This is a genomic window from Pedobacter heparinus DSM 2366, assembly GCF_000023825.1.
Lineage (GTDB): Bacteria > Bacteroidota > Bacteroidia > Sphingobacteriales > Sphingobacteriaceae > Pedobacter > Pedobacter heparinus.
Map to the genome: position 1 here is coordinate 2002987 of NC_013061.1, position 23240 is coordinate 2026226.

Consider the following 23240-nt stretch of genomic DNA (forward strand, 5'->3'; position numbering starts at 1 on the left):
CTAATTCTCCGGACCTTTCTTTAAAGGAGATTTTATGTTCCCCTATTGAAGCAAAAAATGTAAGTTTAATTTATAGATAAATAGTTATGAGTAGTTACAACCGAAGAAATTTTATTAGAATGGCTGCATTGGCCGGTGCTGGTTTAAGTGTTACCGGTAATATAAGTTCCCTTTATGCAAAACCTTTTCTTGCGACCGGAAAAAGGGTGGGAATTATTGGTTTGGATACTTCTCATGCTGTAGCTTTTACTAAAACATTAAATGCTGCTGATGCTCCTGCATCTTATGGGGGATATAAAGTGGTTGCTGCTTATCCTAAAGGAAGCAATGATATTGCCAGCAGTGTTGAAAGGATTCCAGGGATCACTGCTGAGGTGAAAAATATGGGAGTAGAGATCGTAAATTCGATTGCTGACCTTTTAAAGAAGGTTGATGTTGTGTTGTTAGAAACCAATGATGGGAGGTTGCATCTTGAACAGGCAACAGAAGTATTGAAGGCACGTAAGCCAATGTTTATTGATAAACCCATGGCCGCCTCGCTTGCTGATGCTACTGCCATATTTGCTCTGGCAAAAAAATACAATACACCCGTATTCTCTTCGTCTTCATTAAGATATATTGATGGCATTGCTGAGATCAATGAAGGCAAAATAGGTAAAGTGCTTGGTGCTGAGACCTATAGTCCGTCTAAATTAGAAAAAACACATCCGGATTTTTTCTGGTATGGCATACATGGTATTGAAATGTTATTTACCATTATGGGAACAGGTTGTAAAACTGTAACCAGGATTCATACCCCAGATACAGATGTGGTTGTTGGTGTTTGGGAAGATGGCAGGATAGGTAGTTTCAGGGGAACCCGTAAAGGTGCAAGCAGTTATGGGGGCAGGGTATTTGGTGAAAAAGCAACTGTGGCCCTTGGTAATTTTAAAGGGTACAACCCTTTGTTGGAAGAAATTGTTAAATTTTTCGAATCCGGACAATCACCGGTGAGACCAGAGGAAACTTTAGAGATTGCGGCCTTTATGGAAGCCGCAGATGAAAGCAAAGCCAAAGGCGGTGTTCCTGTTAGTATGGAACGGCTGCTGAGTAAAGCAAAATAACTAAAATTATGAATGGACCAGAAGGAAATACCCGCAGGCATTTTATAAAAAATGCAGTAACTGGTGTAGCTACCATATCTCTTGGAGGTATACTCCCTGGGTTTAGTGCAAAAAGCTACGCAAGTATAATTGGTGCAAATGACAGAATTAGGGTAGCCATGATGGGCGTTAATGCCCGTGGTTTGGCACTTGCTGATAATTTTTCCCAGCAGCCAAATTGTGAAATCAGCTATGTATGCGATGTAGATAGCCGTGCTGCCGATAAATGCATGGCTGTTGTTGAAAAGAACCAGCACAAGAGGCCGAAGGCAGAACCCGATTTCAGAAGAGCTCTGGAAAAAAAAGAAGTGGATGCCTTAGTGGTAGCTGCTCCCGACCACTGGCATGCGCCGGCGGCCATACTGGCTTCAAAAGCTGGTAAGCACGTGTACCTGGAAAAGCCCTGCAGTCATAATCCTAACGAGGGTGAAATCCTGTTAGCAGCGGTGGCTAAATACAAAAATGTAATTCAGATGGGTAACCAGCGCCGTTCTTATCCAAATATTGTTGCAGCCATTAAAGAACTACATGCCGGCATTATAGGTAGGCCATATTTTGCCAAAACCTGGTATAACAATAACAGGCCTTCCATTGGTATAGGAAAAGAAACAGCTGTTCCTGACTGGTTAAATTTTGATCTTTGGCAGGGGCCTGCACCAAGAGTGGCCTATAAAGATAATTTCCTGCACTACAACTGGCATTGGTTCTGGCATTGGGGAACCGGAGAGGCGCTGAACAATGGTACTCATATGGTTGATTTGGCCAGATGGGGACTGGGAGTTGATTATCCAACCAAGGTAACTTCTGCAGGCGGGCGTTACAGGTATAAAGACGACTGGCAAACACCGGATACACAGGTAATGACCATTGAATTTGGCGACAAAGCTACAATCACCTGGGAGGGAAGAAGCTGTAACGGACGTAACATAGAGGGATCAAATGTTGGGGTAATTTTTTATGGGGAGAGTGGATCCTTACAAATTGGGGCTGGAAATGGCTATACTGTTTATGACCTGAACAACAAACTGATTAAAGAAGTGAAAAATGATGTGAATATTGTTGCGGGAAGTTTGACCAATCCATCCCAGAGTCTGGATGCATTACACATCAACAATTTCTTTGACGCCATCAAAAAAGGAACTACTTTAAGGTCAGATATCTTAAGTGGCCATAAAAGTACCTTATTGGTACAATTGGGTAATATTGCCCAGCGATCTGGGAGCACGCTTGAGATCGATCCTGAAAACGGACATATTTTAAACAATAGGGAAGCGATGAAATACTGGAAAAGAACTTATCAAAAAGGTTGGGAACCAACTGTATAGCTGTAATATATGAGAAAAACAAATGTAGCAGCTGTCGACGTCAGTTCTCTGAGCAAGTGGGATACGGTTATCTCCATTTTTATCATTGGTTTATTGTTTTTTATTTTTGGTTTTGTAAGCTGGGTAAATGCCATATTGATTCCTTATTTCAAAATTGCCTGTGAACTCAATAACTTTCAATCCTATCTTGTTGCCTTTGCATTTTACATCTCTTATTTTGTGATGTCGGTTCCCTCTTCCTATCTTTTAAAATCAGTAGGTTTTAAGAAAGGAATGATGATCGGTTTCTGGACGATGGCGGTTGGTGCATTTATTTTTGTACCTGCTGCTTTTTCCCGTACCTACGAAGTCTTCCTGCTGGGGCTGTTTACATTGGGCTCAGGCCTGGCCATTTTACAAACGGCGGCCAATCCCTACATTACTGTGCTCGGACCAAAGGAAAGTGCTGCCCAGCGCATCAGTATTATGGGTATATGCAACAAAGGTGCAGGTATACTTGCGCCTCTGCTGTTTGCTGCAGTCATATTAAGGGCAACAGATGGTGACCTGTTTAAGCAATTGCCTTTAATGGATGCCGCTGCCAAAAGTGCGGCGCTTGACGAGCTCATCAGAAGGGTAATTGTACCTTATTCCTGTGTAGGTACAGTATTGCTGTGCCTGGGGCTGTTTGTCCGCTTTTCTCCACTTCCCGAGATCAATACCGAGCATGAGAGTGAAGATGTAGCCCTGGCGAATTCCGGTAAAACCAGTATTTTTCAGTTTCCTCATTTGATTCTTGGTGCTTTTGGTATATTTCTGCATGTAGGTACACAGGTTATCGCTATAGATACCATTATCGGTTATGCCGGATCGATGAATATCCAGCTACTTGAAGCAAAAGTATTTCCTTCTTATACGCTGTTTGTAACCATTTGTGGTTATCTGTTAGGCATTACAACCATTCCAAGGTTTATTAGCCAGGTCAATGCTTTAAGGGTATGCACCATTCTGGGTGGTATTTTTACTTTGTTAATTATTTATGCAAAGGGACAGGTTATCTTTTTGGGTCATGCTACTGATATCTCTATCTGGTTTGTAGTATTGCTTGGTTTTGCCAATTCACTGGTTTGGGCGGGTATGTGGCCGCTTGCCCTTGATGGTTTGGGCCGTTTTACCAAAGTGGGAGCTTCTTTAATGATCATGGGCTTATGTGGAAATGCAATTATGCCACTTTTTTATGGATATTTTGCAGATTTATTTAACCTGAGAGCTGCATACTGGGTTTTATTCCCTTGTTACGTTTACCTTATATTTTATGCAATTTACGGCCATAAACTTCGGAGCTGGTCCTTTAAAACTTCTTAAAAATCAAATATGTCTATGTTTTCAGGTAATCATTTTAAAATCAAGTATAAACAGGCAGGTATATGTTTGCTTTTAGTAACGGCTATGAGTTGTCAGCAAAAAACTTCAGGATCTGATGAACTAAAGATCAGTTTACTTACACTGGATCCGGGGCATTTTCATGCTGCCCTCATACAAAAATCGATGTATAAGGAGATTAGCCCTGTGGTACATGTGTATGCACCTGAAGGACCGGAGCTGGAAGCCCATTTGAAGCTGATTGAAAAATACAACAGCAGGGCAGAAGATCCTACTAAATGGCAGGAAGTGGTTTATAAAGGAGAGGATTACCTTCATAAGATGCTGGAAGAAAAGAAAGGGAATGTGGTAATTTTAGCAGGCAATAACCAAAGGAAAACAGAGTACATTCAAAAATCCATAGATGCGGGTATAAATGTACTGGCTGATAAACCGATGGTTATTGATGGCAAAGGATTTGAACAACTGGAAAAGTCGTTTGAATCTGCACAAAAAAATAAGGTAATATTATACGACATTATGACTGAGCGCTATGAAATTACCAATATGCTGCAAAAGGAATTTTCATTACAACAGGATGTATTTGGAACACTTGAAAAAGGGACTGCCGAAAAACCAGCTATTACTAAAGAAAGTGTACATCATTTCTTTAAAAATGTTTCGGGAGCCCCATTGATAAGGCCACAATGGTATTTTGATGTAGACCAGGAAGGAAACGGATTGGTTGACGTAACTACACATCTTGTAGATATGATCCAATGGGAATGCTTTTCCGATCAGCAGATCGACTATAAAAAGGATGTGAATATGCTGTCTGCAAAACGCTGGACCACTCAGATTACCCCTTCACAATTTAAAAAAAGTACGGGTGCAGGCAGTTATCCTGCTTTTCTAAAAAAAGATGTAAAAGATAGCTTGCTGAACGTTTATTCAAATGGAGAAATGAACTATACCCTTAAAGGAGTACATGCAAGGGTTTCCGTGATCTGGAATTTTGAAGCACCTGAAGGTACAGGAGATACACATTATTCGGTAATGCATGGGACCAGGGCCAGTCTGATTATAAAACAGGGACCTGAACAGCAATATAAGCCTACTTTATATATAGAGTCCCAAAAGGTTGATGACAAAGACTATGCTGCAGCTTTAAAGCAAAGTGTGGAAAAGATAGCCAAAACCTATCCGGGATTAGAGCTGAAAGCTTATAAAGGAGGCTGGGAGGTAGTAATTCCGGAAAAATACAAAGTGGGGCATGAGGCGCATTTTGCTGAAGTAGCTAAAAAATATTTAGGCTTTTTAAAAGAAGGAAGACTTCCTGAATGGGAAAAGGCTGCTTTATTGAGTAAATACTATACCACTACAAAAGCCCTGGAATTTGCCGTAAAAAAATAAATTGGTTAAATCTTACATTACTCGGATAATATATTTAGTCGGGTACGTACACAAGAATCTTAATAATCCCTATCTTTGCAAAAAAAAATCTGCGTTGAGCGTATATCAGATCATGAGTGATAAGAAACTAAAAATATATAACGGCAGTATTATAACCCCTTACCGCATCATTAAAAATGGAACGGTGGTAATTACCAATGGCATGATAAGTGCAATTGCGGCTGGAGACCTGGACGTTCCCGGTGCAATTGCTATAAATGCAGAGGGAAAATATATAGCACCTGGCTTTATTGATATGCACATACATGGAGGCGGGGGATATGACTTTATGGATGGGGATGTTAATTCTTTTCTTAAAATAGCTGAAACCCACGTAAAATATGGTACTACCGCTATGTGTCCAACCACACTAACCAGTGAACTGAGTGATTTACTGGAAACTTTGGAGCATTATGAAATAGCCAAAAAACAAAATAAGTCGGGTGCCCAGTTTTTAGGCATGCATCTGGAAGGCCCCTACTTTTCTAAAAACCAAAGCGGTGCACAAGATCCGCGTTATATGCGTAATCCTGATCCTGATGAGTATAAGAAGGTATTGTTTCACGCCCATTCTATCAGGAGGTGGAGCGCTGCGCCGGAACTTAAGGGTGCTTATGAGTTTGGCAGATACTTAAGATCATTGGGGATTCTTCCAGCTATTGCTCATACCGATGCCATATATGAAGAAGTGTTGGAAGCCTTTGAAAATGGTTATACCCTGGCCACTCATTTTTACTCGGCCATGTCGGGCGTTAGCAGAAGAAATGCTTTCAGGTACGCGGGTGCCGTAGAGGCTGGTTACCTGATTGATGAAATGGATGTAGAGATCATAGCCGATGGCATACATTTACCAGCCCCTTTGCTAAAACTGGTATATAAAATTAAAGGTGCTTCCAGAACAGCACTGATTACTGATGCCATGAGGGCAACGGGCATGCAACCCGGAAAAAGTATTTTGGGGAACATTAAGGATGGTTTAGAAGTTATTGTGGAAGATGGCGTAGCCAAACTGATGGACCGCAGTGCATTTGCGGGAAGTGTAGCCACGGCAGACCGCCTGGTAAGGACGATGGTTAAATCTGCTGATGTTCCCTTGTTGGAAGCGGTACAGATGATTACAGCCACTCCGGCCAGAATTTTAGGTGTTGCCGATAAAAAAGGGTCGATACAGGAAGGTAAGGATGCAGATCTGGTACTGTTTGATGACAACATCAATATTGCCATGACCATTATCAATGGAGAAATTATTTACAATTCAGCCAGTGAATTAAAGAAAAGACCACTGGAAATAACAGCATAGATACAGCTATGATTAAAGAAATTCAAAAAGATAAATTGAAAATTCAGCTTCTGAATGATAGAAAACTACTAGGTGCAAGAGCAGCAGAGGCTGTGTATAAACAAATTACGGAATTGTTGGATAAAGAACCTTACATCAATATTATCTTTGCAGCTGCCCCTTCCCAAAATGAATTTTTAGCAGCCTTAATTGAAAAAAATATAGATTGGGCCGGGATCAATGCATTCCATATGGATGAATATATAGGATTGGATGCAGATGCGCCACAAGGCTTTGGTAATTTTTTAAAAGCAGGTTTGTTTGACAAAGTTAATTTCCGTTCTGTAAATTACATTAACGGGAATGCAGCTGATGTAGAGCAGGAATGCCTGCGTTATGAAGGTCTGTTAATGAAATTTCCACCTCACATTGTTTGTATGGGGATAGGCGAAAATACCCATATTGCTTTTAATGATCCGCACGTAGCCTATTTTAACGATAAAAAAAGAGTTAAAATTGTTGATCTTGATGAAGAATGCAGGCAACAACAGGTAAACGATGGCTGTTTCAGTTCTATAACCAAAGTTCCGAAATTTGCCATTACCTTAACCATACCTACGCTGTTTTCGGGTAAATATTTATTCTGTATGGTGCCGGGCGAGAAAAAAGCAAGAGCGGTACACCATACCATTGTACAGGAAGTTACTGAGAAATACCCTTCAACCATTCTCAGAAAGCATGAAAATGCAATAATGTTTACGGATGCGCAAAGTAGTGTTTTTCTATAAAGGCTAAACAATTAGTTACGATCTTCTTGAAATAAAAAATAATTTTGTTTTTTTATTGCCGTATTTATTTTATTTGATAAAATAAGTGCAAATTTATAGCCATTAGTTACCGGAAAAAAGAATGAAAAGAACGGAAGAGAAAGCATTGGTTGGCGTACGAGAGATTGCAAGAAAGGCAAACGTTTCTATAGCCACAGTAGACAGGGTTTTGCACAATAGAACAGGCGTATCTGCTAAAACCAAAGAGAAGATTGATGCAATTATAGAAGAGTTAAACTATAAACCAAATATCCTGGCCAGGCGACTGGCTTCAAAACAGATATTAAGGTTTGCTGTGGTTATTCCTTCCGTATCTAAAGAAACAGACTACTGGAATGCACCATTAAGCGGTGTTTTACAGGCCGAGTCAGAGATTTCCTCTTATGGCATTCAGATCGAAACTTTTCTTTTTGATCAGAATGACAAAAAATCTTTTGAAAAACAGGCCGATCTGCTACTTAGAGGTAATTTTAATGGCGTATTGCTTGCACCAATGTTTATTGAAGAATCCAGTAAATTTGTGGATGAATGCACCAAACTGAATATGCCCTGTGTATTCATCAATTCCGACATTCCTGATAAGAACAGTTTATGTTATATTGGCCCCAATCTATACCATAGTGGATACCTGGCTGCGCACATCTCGGGCTACCTGTTGAAAGATAATGATCAGGTACTTGTGGTGAACATTTCCAAAGAGATAGACAATCATCACCATTTGTTGAGAAAAGAAGAAGGTTTCAGAAAATACTTTGCAGATAACCATAAAAATAACGAAATCTTAAAGGTGGATATCAGGGATACGGCTTATGATTCTGTAAAGGCCAGTCTGTCTACAGTATTGAAGTCAAACAAAGTAAATCTCATCTTTGTAACCAATTCACGCGTATCTTCAGTGGCACATTACCTGGAGCAGCAAAAAATCGAAAATGTGAAGCTGATCGGATTCGACTTTTTAACGGACAATATTGAATATCTTAAAAAGCAGACTATCGACTTTTTGATCTGCCAAAAGCCAATTGAGCAGGGATACAGAGGGATAATGGCACTTTATACCCATTTTGTTCATGCTGTCCCTGTAGAAAAGATCTACCACATGCCAATCGATATCATTACTAAAGAAAACTATCAGTTTTACAGGAACTAAGCAAGAACTTATACTTTACTTTTTTAAGTTTTAAGTCTGCCCAATACCATGGTAAAGCTTGTTCTTTGTGGGTAGGATCGGTTATTATAAATATTTTTGGATAATTTTTAAAAGAGGTACTGGTAAATTATTTTTTTCCTGAATTAGAATTTTGACTTTTACGTGAAATGCACCACTCAAAAGACCCCCTTTTCCAGATCTTGTTCAATCAGCTTGCCGAAGCAAGGCTTATCCTTAAAGCTGAATTCCCAAATTTTATTGTTATTAGCAGTAATTCTGCATGGCAGAACCAAAGCGGAACAGATAAACTTTATCCCGGGTTAAATATGGATGACCTGTTTTTGCAGGTTATTGAAAAGGGTGAAGCATTGGTCTTACAACCTGTTTTGGATAATCATTCAGACAAAGATACCTGGTTTGAACTGGAGATCCTCCCGATCAAGGATATTTCAGGTGATTCCACAACATACCTGATGTGTACCTTATATGACGTGACTGAACGGGTAAATGGAGAACATGCGTTGACCGCCTCGAAAGTCGCGAGTGCGGGCTTGCTGCTCAATAACCAGGAACTTAATGAAGAACTTGCTACTTCTAATGAAGAACTTGCTGCGGCAAATGAAGAGTTAACTGCAGTTAACGAGGAACTATTAAGTGCTCAGGAAAGATTACGGTTGTTAAATAATGATCTGGAGCTCCTTGTTCAGCAGCGTACGCTAGATTTGCAGCATAGCGAACAAAAAGCCAGGTTTATTGTGGAAGATGCACCAGTAGCCATTGGCGTGCTGGAAGGCCGGAACCTGATAATTGATTCGGCCAATAAAAAAATGCTGGAAATATGGGGGAAAGACGAATCGGTTATTGGCAAAACTTTACGTGAAGGCCTGCCAGAACTTGAGGGGCAGGCATTTTTGGGTATTCTTGATGATATATTCGTTACCGGGTCAGTTTTTTACGGAAATGAGGTAATGGCTGTGCTGGAGTATTCGGGAATACTTAAAGAAGGTTATTTCAATTTTGTTTATCAACCTGTAAAGGATGAGCTTGGCCGTACATTAAGCATTATGGTTGTAGCTACTGAAGTGACTGAACAGGTAAAGGCAAGAAAGGTTATTGAAGAAAGTGCCCATCAGCTCAGAAGAATGGTTATGACTACTCCAATAGGTTTAACTATCCTTAAAGGAACCGAATTGTCCATCGAAATAGCCAATCAGCCGATGCTCGACATCTGGGGGCGAAGGGATGAAGAGGTTATCGGGAGAAATTTAACCAACGTTTTTCCGGAACTTGCAGATCAGCCCTTTCCAGCTTTGCTCAGAAATATTTTTGACACGGGAAAGCGGGTAGCTGAACCTTCGGCTAAGGCTACTATTGTTTTATCTGACGGTACATTTAAAGAAATTTATGTCGATTTTTCTTACGACCCGCTCTTTGATCTTGACGGAAACGTAGAGGCAATACTGGCCAGTGTAAAGGATGTAACCGAACTTACCGAAGGAAGAAAAATGTTGCAGCAAAGGCAGGAGGAACTGGAAACGTTGAATGAAGAATTTTTAGCCGCAAATGAGGAATTGGTTGCTACAAATGATGAGCTTTTTGAAACTCAGGAAGATTTAAAGCTGCTATTTGAGCGATTAAAGGATAATGAAACCAGATTTCGTAGTCTGTTTGAGCAATCGCCGGTAGGCATGTGTTTCCTCAAAGGAGAGGAATTGATTATTGAGCTGGCGAACGAGAATATTTTAAAAATCTGGGGACGAACAAGAGAAGAGGTAGTTGGTAAACCTCATGCACTTGCCCGGCCGGAACTTCGTGGGCAGCCCATGAATGAATGGCTTCGCGAAGTTTACGTTACTGGTATTCCACGTATAAATAATGAGTTAAAAGTTAAATTGTATGATAAAGGTGGACTTAGAGAGGCATTTGTTCATTCCTTATATCATCCTTTAAAGGATGAGCAGGGAGTTGTAACTGGTTTACTGATCATTCTTAGTGATGTTACACCTTGGGTACAAACCAGAAAACAAGTGGAGTGGGCACAGGAACAATTGAGCCAGGCTATACAGTCGGCTGAATTGGGTACCTGGTATATCAAAACAGAAACCAGGGAATTCATACCTTCACAACGACTCAAGGAATTATTTGGTTTTCAGAAGGATGAGGTAATGACCTTTGCTGATGCGATCAAACTGATTACTGACGATTATCGAGAAAGTGTTGTTAAAGCAATTGAGGATACCATTGAAAATGGCAGCAGATTTGAATTAGAATACCCAATCCATAGCTATAGGGACGGGCAGCTCCGTTGGTTAAGATCTACTGGAAAGTTGTATCCTGCAGAATCTGGAACAGCTTCACATTTTTCTGGAACAGTATTAGATATTACTGCTCATAAACTAGAAGAAATTCGAAAAAATGATTTTATTGCCATTGTTAGTCATGAGTTAAAAACTCCATTAACAAGTTTAAAAGGATATTTACAGTTGATGAGAGGTAGATTTGATAGCTCGGCAGCTCATTCATTTTTCAGCACAGTTTCTGAAAAATCTTTAGCTCAAGTAGAAAAAATGCATTCATTGGTAAAAGGATTTCTTGACGTGGCAAGGTTAGAATCTGCAAAGTTGGTGCTGAATCTTCAGCCTATGCGTATAGATCAGCTTGTACTTGAATCAGCTGAAGAAGCCAGTCTGATGTACGATCAGCACGAAATTATAGTGGAGTATTGCGAACCCGTTGAAGTTATGGCTGACCGTGACAAAATTACACAGGTATTGGGTAACTTGTTGAGCAATGCAATTAAATATTCTCCCCGGGGTAAAATAGTTTCGATGAGTTGCAAGGTTATTGGTACTGAAGTGCTTGTTGAAGTTAAAGATCAGGGGATGGGTATCAAACAGCATGAAATATCTAAGGTATTTGATCGCTTTTACCGTGTCGAGACCAAACATACAACTACAATTTCCGGATTTGGGATCGGACTGTATTTATGTGCTGAGATCATTAAATTGCATAATGGAAGGATTTGGGTTGAAAGCAAGATTGGTGTCGGATCTTCTTTCTTTTTTAGCCTGCCAATTGGTAAAGTTAGCCCCTGATTCTGTCTTTTCTTGGGAAAAAGGTGCTTTTTGGAAGAAGGGGCTCAGCAATCTTCGAACAAAGGCAGAAGCAAGGCAGTTTAAAGGGGTAATTTCAGGGCCTGTTTTGGATTTCAAACTAAAAATAGAAACCAAGCTGTTCCCAGATTGTTAATCATGAGAAAAACATGATACCATGGGACTTGACAAGTATAACCATAAACGCGATTTTAACAAAACTGCTGAGCCAAAAGCTGGCAAATCTAAAGATGCTGATCAATTACATTTTGTAATCCAGAAACATGACGCTTCCCACCTTCATTACGATTTCAGACTGGAAATGGAAGGCGTGTTAAAAAGCTGGGCAGTACCAAAAGGACCGTCAACAGACCCTAAGGTGAAACGTCTGGCCATGATGGTGGAGGATCATCCGTACGACTATAAAGATTTTGAGGGCATAATTCCTAAAGGAGAATATGGTGGTGGAACAGTGATTGTTTGGGATGAGGGTACTTATGAACCTATTGAAGAAATTAAAGGAAAAAAAGCTCAGGATAAGTACTTGCGGAAACAGCTGAAGGAAGGATCGCTGAAAATAAAACTGCAGGGCAAAAAACTAAAAGGGGAATTTGCCCTGGTTAAAACCCGCGGCATGGGCGAGAATGGATGGTTGCTGATCAAGCATAAGGATGATTATGCAGCTACGGCAGATATTACTAAACAGGATAAATCAGTGCTATCCGGCAAAACCATTGCTGCCATGGAACAGACCAGTGATAAAGTATGGCAGCATGGTCATGAGGAAAAACTGGAAAAAGCACCCAAAAAAAAGATACCCATAGGCATGAAACCCATGCTGGCAACGCTGGTTGACGAGCCATTTGATGATCCGGACTGGGTTTATGAGGTGAAATGGGACGGCTACAGGGCGCTCGGCTTCAGCAGGAAAAACGGTGATGTACAATTGCTTTCACGCAATAACAAACCATTCAATGAAAAATTTTACCCCATTTACGAGGTTATGCAAAACTGGAAAATTGATGCCGTTGTAGATGGGGAAATACTCGTGCTGAATGACAAAGGAGTCTCCAACTTTGCTGAACTGCAAAACTGGCGCAGCGAAGCTGATGGCGAACTGGTGTATTACGTTTTTGACCTGATCTGGTATGATGGAAAAGACCTTACCGGCTTAAGCTTATTGCAGCGGCAGGCAATTTTAAAAAGCATATTGCCCCAGGACGATGACCGCATTCGCCTGAGTAAGGTATTTACCGCGGAAGGAACCGAGTTTTTTGAGGCTGCCAAAAAAATGGGATTGGAAGGCATTATTGCCAAAAAAGGAAGCAGTACCTATACACCGGGCAACCGAAGTACCGACTGGCTGAAAATTAAAATTAACAAAAGGCAAGAGGTGGTGATAGCGGGTTTTACCAAAAATAAGGATAGTTCAAAACAATTCAGTTCTTTACTGCTGGGTGTTTATGAAAGGGGGCATCTGCAGTATGTAGGTAAGGTAGGTACGGGCTTTTCTGATCAGTTGCAAAAGGAAATGATGAAGCAGTTTGAACCATTAATGATTACTAAAAGTCCTTTTGATGAAATTCCGGATGTGAACAAGCCTTCCCGTTTTCGTCCGAACCCACCTCAGGCAAAGGCAACCTGGTTAAAACCTGAACTGGTTTGTGAAGTGGCTTATGCAGAAGTCACTTCAGATGGGGTATTCAGACATCCTTCTTTTCAGGGCATGCGTATAGATAAGAAAGCAAAAGACGTAATAAGGGAGGCTGCAGTAGAAACGAAAGCTGTTGTAAATTTAGATATGGAGACAGATGACATGGCTAAAACAAATAAACATGCAAAGGCGATTAAGCCGCCCAAGGCTGCTGCCCGCAAAACTTTGCTGAACCCTAAAGATGAAACCCAGGTTCGTAAAGTTTGCGGACATGAACTGAAATTTACTCATTTGAGCAAAGTATACTGGCCGGAAGATCAGGTAACCAAAAGAGACCTGTTTAATTATTATTACCAGGTTGCGGAGTACATATTGCCCTACCTGAAAGACCGGCCCATGTCATTGAATCGCTTTCCTGGTGGTATTAATGGTCAGAGTTTTTATCAGAAAGATGTAAAAGGAAAGGCACCGGACTGGGCCAGAACTTTTCCTTATACTACGGGTGAGGGCGAAGCTAAAGAATACCTGGTGGGGGATGATGAGGCCACCTTACTTTGGATGGTCTCTCTTGGCTGCATTGAAATGAATCCCTGGTTTAGCAGGGTAAAATCGCCTGACAACCCGGACTATTGTGTGATCGACCTTGATCCGGATAAGCAGAATTTTGATCAGGTTGTAGAAGCGGCCCTTACGGTAAAGGAGGTTTGCGACCAGATGGATGTGCCAAGTTTTTGTAAAACATCCGGTTCTACCGGTATCCACATTTATATCCCCCTTGCTGCAAAATACAGTTATGACCAATCGCAGATGTTTGCAAGGATCATTGTCAGTCTAGTCCATCAGCGGATTCCGGAATATACCAGCCTGGAACGGATGATTCCTGCGCGCAAGGGAAAAATGTACCTCGACTTTTTGCAAAACCGTCCGGGGGCGACCATTGCCGGCCCTTATTCATTAAGACCAAAACCAGGTGCAACGGTTTCTATGCCCCTGCATTGGGAGGAAGTAAAGCCTGGTTTAAAAATGACTGATTTTACTATTTTTAATGCGCTGGAACGTTTAAAAAGTGAAGGTGATTTTTTTAGAGGCGTACTGGGAAAAGGCATTGATCTGGAAAAAACGATTCATAAAGCCAAAGGTGTTTTTGGCAATAGTTAAATAAATACAGGTTGTAATTACATAATTTTATGTACTACATATATATATATATTAATTACATTTGTGTATGCAGATCTCTACTGGAGCTGCGCTAACCAAATATTTTTAAGTATGTATACCTCAATCAAAAAACCAAAAATGATTGGCGGAGTGTTTTGTTTTCTGATGCTGATCTTTTTTTGCAGGGACATTGCTTCGGCAGCTTCTTTAACATCTGGAATTTCTCGTCTGGATAGTTTGAATTTCATTTATAAAGCCGGAGAAAATGGCTATTCCTGTTTTAGAATCCCAGCCCTTATTTATACAAAAGATGGGACTCTGCTGGCTTTCGCAGAAGCCAGAAAAAATAATTGCGGTGATTCGGGTGATATAGACCTCGTGATCAAAAGATCGTCGGACAGGGGCAAAACCTGGAGTAGTTTACAGGTGGTATGGAGTGATTCGACCAATACCTGTGGCAATCCGGTCCCTGTACAGGATAGGGGTACCAGCCGGATTTGGCTGATATCCACATGGAACCTGGGGACATTTCATGAAAAACAGATCATCAGTGATGCCGCAAAAAAAGGAAGACATGTGTATAAGCTTTATTCTGATGATGATGGCAGGAGCTGGTCGGGGCCAACGGAAATTACGGACCAGGTAAAGAAGCCAGACTGGTCGTGGTATGCTACCGGACCTTGCCATGGGCTGCAAATAACCAATGGAAAATATGCCGGGCGATTGGTGATTCCCATAAACCACATTGAAAGAGGTACCAATCAAAATTTTGCGCATATCATCTACTCAGATGATCATGGTAAAAGCTGGAACCTGGGCAACAATACCCCCCAGGATAAAATGAATGAAACTACTGTCGCCGAAATTTCTAAGGGCCGTTTAATGCTGAATATGAGAAATGCAGACCGGAGCATTAAAACCAGGCATACTGCTATTAGCAGCAATGGTGGATTGAGCTGGAATAATGTTGAAAAGGATACGGTTTTAATAGAACCCATTTGTCAGGGTAGCTTGTTGAGTCACTTTTACAATAAAAAGAAACCCGTTTTGCTGTTTACCAATCCTGCAAATGCTAAGCTGCGAGCTAATATGACGTTAAGGATGAGCCTGAATGATGGGAAGACCTGGAAACACAATTTAGTTTTACATGCTGGCCCATCGGCTTATTCTGACATCGCGCTTATAGATAAAACCACAATTGCGAGTTTTTTTGAGGCGGGGTATGAAAAGCCTTATGAAGGTATCGTATTTAAAATCGTCAATTATTCAGATCTAATACAAAACTAAATGGAAACAGCACGTTTATTTAATTTCAGAAAATTAACTGAAGAAGAATTAATATCCTATCGTAAAAACGGCTACCTGATCATCAGAAGTATTTTAAAGCCGGAAGGATTAAAACAAATGCAGACAGAGTGCATGGAAGCCTGGAGCAGGGAAAAGGAATCTTTTGATCCAAATAAGAGCTGGCTGCAAAATTCTTTACTGGTAAATATCCATCACCAGGCGGCAACCGTCAGGGATTATTATTTTGAGGGACCACTGGTAGAAATGGCTTCAGAAATTATTGGTCCGAACATAAAAGGGGCTACCTCACAGTTGACTTTTAAAATGAAGGGAAATACCAAGCCCTTTGGCTGGCATCAGGACAATGGCTATGGGGAGCTGGAACCTTATAATGCGCTCACTACGCTGACCGCGCTTGACGATACGGATAGGGGAAATGGTTGCTTATGGCTCATTCCCGGAAGTCATAAAGAAGGGCAGATCAGGGTGTATCAGAACGAAAATCAAAAGAAAAGTCAATCTGAGATCATTGTGAAGGCAGATGACAGCCTGGCCATTCCAATGGAGATGAAAGCGGGTGATGCGTTGCTCTTTAATTGCTGGATGCTGCATAAATCTGATGGTAACATGTCGGAGAGCAGGGACAGGCGAATCTTGTTTTTGAGGTATGCCGATGCAGACGCAGTTGAGGTGTACAACGAACGTAAACCACGTTTGGGCAGACTGGTTAAAGGAAAGACAAAATTTAAAGAAGTTGAAGCCTTTGAAGCGGATCTGTAACAATCAGTTTGCCCAAAAGTTTTTATTCGCCCACATGATGTGGGTATAGATGGAGATGGAAATTCAAACCGTTCAAACAAGATTTTGTTCATGCCATGCTAAGATAGTTTACTAACTGGCCAATAGTATGGCTGGATTTGCTGTAAAAAATCTTCAAATTGCAGTAGCCAATTTGAACCCAAACCGCATGAATAAATTTTTTACAAGAACGAAACTCATTATGATTGGTTTTTGCATGTCTACATTTTCTGTATATGCACAAAAAACCGTTTTGCCAAAGCAAACAGATCGCTGGGCCATACAACCCAATGGCAGCATAACCTGGGCCATTAACAACACTGTACCACATACTGATCACATAGAGATGGCTGGTGAGAAGGTAGCCATCTGGGTGGAATATGGATTGGATAGTATTAAAAGATCAAAAATCAGCCGTACAGTTGTTTTTCCAACTTTCAGGATGTTGCCTGACGGAACCAGAACGCATATCTCCTATTCCTTTCAGGATAATGAACTGCCTAGGTTTTATGTAAATAAACGCCTGCTTGATTTTGGTACAGCCAAAAGTAGTAAGTCTGGCAGCTTAGGCTATAGCATTAAAAAGATCAATCATAAAGGTATTATGCGTGTAAGCGCAGAAACCGGCAGCCCGGTATTGGCCACCATAGAAAGGAGCTTTTTCCCCTCTGTTGACCAACCTATGGCAATAGAAAGGTTTGTGTTTACCAATGTTACAGCCACTGATCTTCCCATAGCTATGGAATACCTGAAACGTGAAGTGAAAACAGATCCCTCCAGAAGCAAAGTGCAGGAACATAGTGTAATTATGGGTACGGTAGGTGATGGAAACACTGTAGTTAAACCTGGTCAATCAGTCAGTTTTACGGTTTATTATCTGGCAACAGACCATCCTGACCAATTGCCTGTAATTAATGCAGATGCGGAAGAGCAAAAAAGAGTGGCAAGGATTAATGAAATACAGGCTCCGTTAAAATTAGAAACGCCTGATCAGGTATTGAACACCGCATTTGAATTTGCTAAACTTAGGGCAACTGAAAGTATTTATAAAACCAAGGGCGGTTATATGCATGGTCCTGGTGGCCTGGCCTATTATGCAGCCATATGGGCAAATGACCAGGCTGAATACATTAATCCCTACTTTGCTTTTTCTGGCGACAGGATTGGCCACCTTTCGGCCATGAATGCTTATGCCTGGTTTGCAAAATACATGAACCCTGACTATAAAGCCATTCCAAGTTCTATCGTTGCCGAAGGTGACGCAGTTTGGAAAGGTGCTGGCGACAGGGGCGACCAGGCCATGATTGCCTATGGGGCTTCGCGCTATGCGCTGGCCACCGGAAATATTGATTCAGCCCGGAAATTATGGCCTTTAATTGAGTGGTGCCTGGAATACAGCAAACGTAAAATGAACGTTGAGGGAGTGGTTACTTCAGACAGAGATGAACTGGAAGGACGTTTTCCGGCAGGAAAGGCCAACCTTTCTACCAATACCCTATACTATGATGCCCTGCGCTCGGCAGTATTGCTTGGACAGGCATTAAATAAACCAAAAAGCCAGACTGAAGCTTACCGCAAGGAGGCTGATGCGCTAAGGATAAATATGGAAAAATACTTTGGCGGCAATGTGGAAGGTTTTGAAACCTATAAATACTATGAAGGGAATGATGTGCTTAGGGCCTGGATTTGTCTGCCTTTAACAATGGGGATATTTGATAGGAAACAAGGAACTGTTGATGCCTTGTTTTCACCAAGATTATGGACTGCCGACGGACTTGCCACACAGGCAGGTAAAGAAACTTTCTGGGACAGATCAACTCTTTATGCTTTAAGAGGTGTATTGCAGGCCGGGGAGACGGAAAAAGCAATGGATTTTATCAAATATTATTCACGGCGCAGGTTGCTCGGGGATCATGTCCCTTATCCTGTGGAAGCTTATCCGGAAGGTAATCAAAGGCATCTTTCTGCCGAAAGTGGTTTATATTGCCGCATATTTACAGAAGGGTTGTTTGGCATGCGCCCCATAGGGTTCCGCAGTTTTGAATGTACGCCAAGAATGCCTGCAGAATGGAACAATATGGCCTTGCGCAATATCCATTCTTTTGGAAATGTATTTGACCTGGAAGTAGCCCGGACGGCTAAAGGCAAATTGATGATCACCATTAAAAAAGATGGCAAAGACTATAAATACCAAGTAAAAGAAGGTGCTATGCAAGTAATTAAACTATAATATAAGCTATAATGGATATCCGTTTACATATAAATAAATATATCTCTTGTTTTTTGTTGCTTTTTACAATGGGTTTGAATGCCATTGCACAGCAGGACAAACAAATCATTGTTGAAACAAAACATACATCGCTCATTTTTACCATCTCATCCGGACAAAAGCTTTATCAAAGTTATCTTGGACAAAAACTGATCAATCACAGCGATGAGGGCCTCTTAAAATCAACCCGTCGTGAAGCTTATATCGGTGCTGGTATGGGTGACTTATTTGAGCCTGCAATCCGTATGGTACACAACGATGGCAATCCCTCGCTGGATTTAAAGTATGTTGCACATAAAACTGACAAACAGAATGATAATGTAGCTACTACATCCATAATACTTAAAGATCCACAATATCCGGTACAGGTAGTACTCCATTTTACCGCATATTTTAATGAAGATATTATCAAGGAATGGACAGAAATAAAACACAACGAGAAAAAGCCGGTCACTTTAACCAATTATGCTTCTTCTATGTTGCATTTTGATGCGTCTAAATATTGGTTAAGCCAGTTTGACGGGGATTATATGACAGAAATGAGGATGAAGGAAAGCCAGTTGACTACAGGTATAAAAATACTGGATAGTAAACTGGGGACACGTGCGCAAATGTATCGTTCGCCTTGCTTCTACCTTTCTTTAAATAAACCTGCTGATGAGAACAATGGTGAACTGATTGCGGGCACGTTGGCCTGGTCTGGTAATTTTCAATGTGCATTTGAAATTGATCAGCAAAATAGTCTGCGGATGATTACCGGAATGAACCCTTATGCTTCCGAATATAAATTGCAGCCGGGTAAAACTTTTGAAACCCCTGCTTTTATATTTACCTATACCAAAAAGGGGAAAGGCGAAGCCAGCAGAAACCTGCACCGCTGGGCCAGGAATTATGGCGTACTGGATGGCAATAAACCGCGGCTAACACTTTTAAACAATTGGGAAGCTACACACATGGATTTTAACCAGGATGTACTGGTTGAGCTCTTTGACGGTGCAAATAAACTGGGGGTGGATCTCTTTTTACTGGATGACGGCTGGTTTGGTAACAAATATCCCCGTGATGCGGATAAAACGGCATTGGGCGACTGGCAGGTAGACAAGAAAAAACTGCCAAGCGGAATTGGCTACCTGGTTACTGAAGCTGGTAAAAAAAACCTGCAGTTTGGGATATGGCTGGAGCCTGAAATGGTGAGCCCGAAAAGCGAATTGTATGAAAAGCATCCGGATTGGATATTGAAATTGCCAAACAGAGAAGAGGCTTACTCACGCAACCAGCTGGTACTGGATTTGATCAATCCAAAAGTACAGGACTTTATATACGATATGGTGAGTGATCTGCTGACTAAAAACCCGGGTATTGCCTTTATTAAATGGGATTGTAACCGTATGCTGACCAATACGTATTCGCCTGCTTTAAAAGAGAATCAGGGTAACCTTTTCATAGATTACAATCGGGCCTTATATACTATTTTGGAGCGTTTAAGAAAAAAACATCCGCATTTGCCTATCATGCTATGTGCCGGTGGAGGTGGTCGGGTCGACTATGGCGGACTGAAATATTTTACAGAGTTTTGGCCAAGCGACAATACCGATGGCCTGGAGCGGGTATTTATACAATGGGGTTACCTCAACTTTTTCCCGGCCTTAACTGTCTCCAGCCACGTAACTTCTATGGGTAAACAGTCGTTAAAGTTCCGTACAGACGTGGCCATGATGGGTAAAATGGGTTATGATATCAGGGTTAAAAATCTGACAGAACAGGAAATTAAATTCAGTAACCAGGCGGTTAAAACTTATAAAAAGATCAGTGATGTCATCTGGTTTGGTGATCTGTACCGTTTAATCTCTCCGTATGAGGAGAACAGGGCAGTTTTAATGTATGTGGATGAGCCTAAAAACAAAGCCGTACTTTTCAATTACCTGCTTAATTTCAGGCGTAAAGAATATATGGGGAAGGTGCTTTTAAACGGCCTTGATCCATTAAAGCGTTATCAGATTAAGGAAGTTAATTTATTGCCGGATACGAAATCGACCTTTCCAGATGATGGAAAAGTATTTAGCGGCGACTACCTGATGAATATTGGATTAAACCTCTCATCTGGTAAAATCAGTCCCCTAAGTAGTTCTGTTTTTGAAATTGTTGCCCAAAACTAAGCTTTGATGATGAACAAGTCTGTCGTATTTTCTTTATTGTTGCTGGTGGGTTTTTTAAGTCCGGCAACCGCACAAATTCAGGAAAAGATAAATTGGGAGAGATTTTTGTCCAGAAATGACCTGGTCTTTGACTCCTTATCCACCAAATGGGAGGAAGGTGCTTTTTTAGGCAATGGTCTGCTGGGCATAATGGTGTACCGTGAAAATCCCAATACCCTGCGTTTTGACCTTGGCCGTACGGATGTAGTTGACCATGTAGAGGGCATAAATCCCTCTATTGGCCGCGCCAGATTACCTATAGGGCGGTTTTTGATGGAAGTTAAGGGAACGATAAAAAACATCAGGTTACGCCTGGATCTGCTTAAGGCTGAACTGGCGGGAACAATTACAACGGATAAGGGAATAATTAATTTGAACGCAGTGGTTGCCGCTACAAAAGATGTCGTTATTCTGAATACGCAGACAATACATAACGAAAAACTGGTAAACTGGCGATGGAAACCAGAGCCTGCTTTAAGCCCTTACCTCTCTTTAGGAAGGGATAGTGCTTCAAAGTATCCATCAAATCCTCCTGGGGTTATAGTTAAAGAAAAAGACATCAGCTTCAACCATCAGCCATTAAGGGCCGGAGGTGGATATACTACTGCCTGGAAAGAAATTAAAACCGGAAATATAGGTTCATTGCTCATTACTGTTTCCAGCACTTATCCAAATGATAACTCTATGGAACTAGCAAAAAAAGAGCTGATTACCATAAATGCTTCATCTATTTCTGAAATTACTGCGGCGCATCGTGCACATTGGCTTAAGTTTTATCAGAAAAGTTTTATTTCCGTTCCCGATGCCAGGCTGGAAAGTTTTTGGTGGATACAACAATATAAAATGGCTTCGGCAACCAGGATAGGGGCATATCCAATTGACCTGATGGGGCCATGGTATAAAGCTACACCCTGGCCAAAATACTGGTGGAACTTAAACATTCAGCTTACTTATTACCCTTTCTTTAGTTCCAATCATCAGGAATTGGTTAAACCATTGCTGAAAATGATTGACGATAATATTGGTAATCTTGCTAAAAATGCACCTCAACCTTACCAGTACAATTCAGCAGCTTTGGGTAGATCAGGGCCTTATACCATGACCTCTGGTATCAAAGTGTTAAAGGGAAATGACAGCACCAGTGCCAGTGCTGCATCAATGGAACTGGGTAATCTGACCTGGCTGTTGCATGTATATTACCAGGCTTATGAACATACTATGGATAAGCGGCTCATTAAAAGCTTGTATCCGGTATTGACCAAAGCTATTAATTACTATTTAAATATTATGGAAAAGCAGAGCGATGGCAAGTATCATCTGCCCTATACTTATTCACCCGAATATCCCAAGGGAGTTACCCGTGATGCAAATTACGACCTTTCTCTGTTCAGATGGGGCCTGAATACCCTCTTGCATATCCATAAAGTATTGGGCTTAAAAGACCCGCTCGCCGTCAGATGGCAGGATGCAGTAAATAATTTAACACCTTACCCACAAGATAAGTTGGGATACCGTATAGGCAGAGATGCCGATTTTTCCATTTCTCACCGTCATTATTCGCACCTGTTACAGGTGTATCCGATATACGAGGTGAACTGGGACCAACAGGAGAACCGTGAATTGATCCAAAGGTCATTAAAACAATGGGAAAATAATAATGCAGCCTGGAGGGGTTATTCCTATACTGGTTCAGGTTCTATTTATGCAATGATGGGTAACGGAAACAAAACCCATCAGTTACTGAATGAAATGATGAAGGGGAAATTCAGCATTAAACCAAATACTATGTACCTGGAAGCGGGACCGGTAATTGAAACGCCACTTTCTGCGGTTACTACCATGAATGAGATGCTGTTACAAAGCTGGAATGGAACTATCAGCGTGTTTCCGGCAGTACCGGATGCCTGGCGCGATGTATCCTTTAATGACCTGAGTGCTAAAGGTGCATTTTTAATTAGCGCAAGCCGTAAAAATGGAATTACCCGGTTCATTAAAGTTAAAAGTATGGCTGGTTCTCTATGTTTAATTAAAACCGGCTGGAAAAGCAATATTAAAGCTATCGGAAAACGGGAGTTTAAGATTAGTCCACAGCAAGATGGGGTGCTTAAACTGGATCTGAAAGCAGGTGAGGAAATCATATTGTATAGTGGCCAAAAACCTTTGGATTTTATACTTGAACCAGTAAAATCAGATGGACAGAATTACTGGGGTTTGAAATGACAATCCCAATGATTACAATGCTAATGTAAGAGACAAATGGGGATGGCTGTTTGA

14 protein-coding genes are annotated in these 23240 nt (G+C 41.1%); all 14 read left to right on the forward strand.

All coding sequences use genetic code 11. The features are described 5' to 3' along the window. Positions 1 to 86 precede the first annotated feature (86 nt). Positions 87 to 1103 carry a Gfo/Idh/MocA family protein gene (locus PHEP_RS08480; protein ID WP_015807519.1) on the forward strand — a complete coding sequence of 339 codons (1017 nt, stop codon included), beginning with the start codon at positions 87 to 89 and terminating at the stop codon, positions 1101 to 1103. 8 nt (positions 1104 to 1111) lie between these two features. Beyond that, positions 1112 to 2467, forward strand: a complete 1356-nt coding sequence (locus PHEP_RS08485; RefSeq protein ID WP_015807520.1) for a Gfo/Idh/MocA family protein — start codon at positions 1112 to 1114, stop codon at positions 2465 to 2467. Between the two features lie 9 nt (positions 2468 to 2476). Then, positions 2477 to 3811 carry a sugar MFS transporter gene (locus PHEP_RS08490; RefSeq protein ID WP_015807521.1) on the forward strand — a complete coding sequence of 445 codons (1335 nt, stop codon included), beginning with the start codon at positions 2477 to 2479 and terminating at the stop codon, positions 3809 to 3811. An 84-nt stretch (positions 3812 to 3895) separates the two neighbouring features. Then, entirely contained in the window at positions 3896 to 5221 is a 1326-nt protein-coding gene (locus PHEP_RS08495) for a putative oxidoreductase C-terminal domain-containing protein (protein WP_143715719.1), read from the forward strand. 112 nt (positions 5222 to 5333) lie between these two features. Beyond that, positions 5334 to 6560 (forward strand): N-acetylglucosamine-6-phosphate deacetylase, encoded by a 1227-nt coding sequence (nagA, locus tag PHEP_RS08500; protein WP_015807523.1) that lies wholly within the window; start codon positions 5334 to 5336, stop codon positions 6558 to 6560. 8 nt (positions 6561 to 6568) lie between these two features. Continuing rightward, complete coding sequence (locus tag PHEP_RS08505; RefSeq protein WP_015807524.1) at positions 6569 to 7327, forward strand: glucosamine-6-phosphate deaminase; 759 nt, start codon at positions 6569 to 6571, stop codon at positions 7325 to 7327. Between the two features lie 121 nt (positions 7328 to 7448). Continuing rightward, a complete protein-coding gene (locus tag PHEP_RS08510; RefSeq protein WP_015807525.1) occupies positions 7449 to 8513 on the forward strand; it encodes a LacI family DNA-binding transcriptional regulator in 1065 nt (354 codons plus the stop codon). 167 nt (positions 8514 to 8680) lie between these two features. Continuing rightward, on the forward strand, positions 8681 to 11608 hold the full coding sequence (locus tag PHEP_RS21565) for a PAS domain S-box protein (protein ID WP_015807526.1): 2928 nt from the start codon (positions 8681 to 8683) through the stop codon (positions 11606 to 11608). A 175-nt stretch (positions 11609 to 11783) separates the two neighbouring features. Further along, the gene (gene ligD, locus PHEP_RS08520) at positions 11784 to 14417 is read left to right on the forward strand and encodes a DNA ligase D (protein ID WP_015807527.1); all 2634 of its coding nucleotides are present in this window, start codon (positions 11784 to 11786) and stop codon (positions 14415 to 14417) included. Between the two features lie 111 nt (positions 14418 to 14528). Next, positions 14529 to 15704 (forward strand): sialidase family protein, encoded by a 1176-nt coding sequence (locus PHEP_RS08525; RefSeq protein WP_015807528.1) that lies wholly within the window; start codon positions 14529 to 14531, stop codon positions 15702 to 15704. Next, positions 15705 to 16484 (forward strand): phytanoyl-CoA dioxygenase family protein, encoded by a 780-nt coding sequence (locus PHEP_RS21570; protein WP_015807529.1) that lies wholly within the window; start codon positions 15705 to 15707, stop codon positions 16482 to 16484. Between the two features lie 187 nt (positions 16485 to 16671). Beyond that, a complete protein-coding gene (locus PHEP_RS08535; protein ID WP_036674360.1) occupies positions 16672 to 18732 on the forward strand; it encodes a glucosidase family protein in 2061 nt (686 codons plus the stop codon). An 11-nt stretch (positions 18733 to 18743) separates the two neighbouring features. Then, a complete protein-coding gene (locus PHEP_RS08540; protein WP_015807531.1) occupies positions 18744 to 20927 on the forward strand; it encodes an alpha-galactosidase in 2184 nt (727 codons plus the stop codon). Positions 20928 to 20933: 6 nt separating this feature from the next. Further along, positions 20934 to 23186 (forward strand): glycosyl hydrolase family 95 catalytic domain-containing protein, encoded by a 2253-nt coding sequence (locus tag PHEP_RS08545; RefSeq protein WP_015807532.1) that lies wholly within the window; start codon positions 20934 to 20936, stop codon positions 23184 to 23186. Positions 23187 to 23240 lie beyond the last annotated feature (54 nt).

Coding starts and splice junctions, on each gene's coding strand:
- PHEP_RS08480 (WP_015807519.1), top strand. CDS start 87: ATGAGTAGTTACAACCGAAGAAATTTTATTAGAATGGCTGCATTGGCC.
- PHEP_RS08485 (WP_015807520.1), top strand. CDS start 1,112: ATGAATGGACCAGAAGGAAATACCCGCAGGCATTTTATAAAAAATGCA.
- PHEP_RS08490 (WP_015807521.1), top strand. CDS start 2,477: ATGAGAAAAACAAATGTAGCAGCTGTCGACGTCAGTTCTCTGAGCAAG.
- PHEP_RS08495 (WP_143715719.1), top strand. CDS start 3,896: ATGAGTTGTCAGCAAAAAACTTCAGGATCTGATGAACTAAAGATCAGT.
- nagA (WP_015807523.1), top strand. CDS start 5,334: ATGAGTGATAAGAAACTAAAAATATATAACGGCAGTATTATAACCCCT.
- PHEP_RS08505 (WP_015807524.1), top strand. CDS start 6,569: ATGATTAAAGAAATTCAAAAAGATAAATTGAAAATTCAGCTTCTGAAT.
- PHEP_RS08510 (WP_015807525.1), top strand. CDS start 7,449: ATGAAAAGAACGGAAGAGAAAGCATTGGTTGGCGTACGAGAGATTGCA.
- PHEP_RS21565 (WP_015807526.1), top strand. CDS start 8,681: ATGCACCACTCAAAAGACCCCCTTTTCCAGATCTTGTTCAATCAGCTT.
- ligD (WP_015807527.1), top strand. CDS start 11,784: ATGGGACTTGACAAGTATAACCATAAACGCGATTTTAACAAAACTGCT.
- PHEP_RS08525 (WP_015807528.1), top strand. CDS start 14,529: ATGTATACCTCAATCAAAAAACCAAAAATGATTGGCGGAGTGTTTTGT.
- PHEP_RS21570 (WP_015807529.1), top strand. CDS start 15,705: ATGGAAACAGCACGTTTATTTAATTTCAGAAAATTAACTGAAGAAGAA.
- PHEP_RS08535 (WP_036674360.1), top strand. CDS start 16,672: ATGAATAAATTTTTTACAAGAACGAAACTCATTATGATTGGTTTTTGC.
- PHEP_RS08540 (WP_015807531.1), top strand. CDS start 18,744: ATGGATATCCGTTTACATATAAATAAATATATCTCTTGTTTTTTGTTG.
- PHEP_RS08545 (WP_015807532.1), top strand. CDS start 20,934: ATGATGAACAAGTCTGTCGTATTTTCTTTATTGTTGCTGGTGGGTTTT.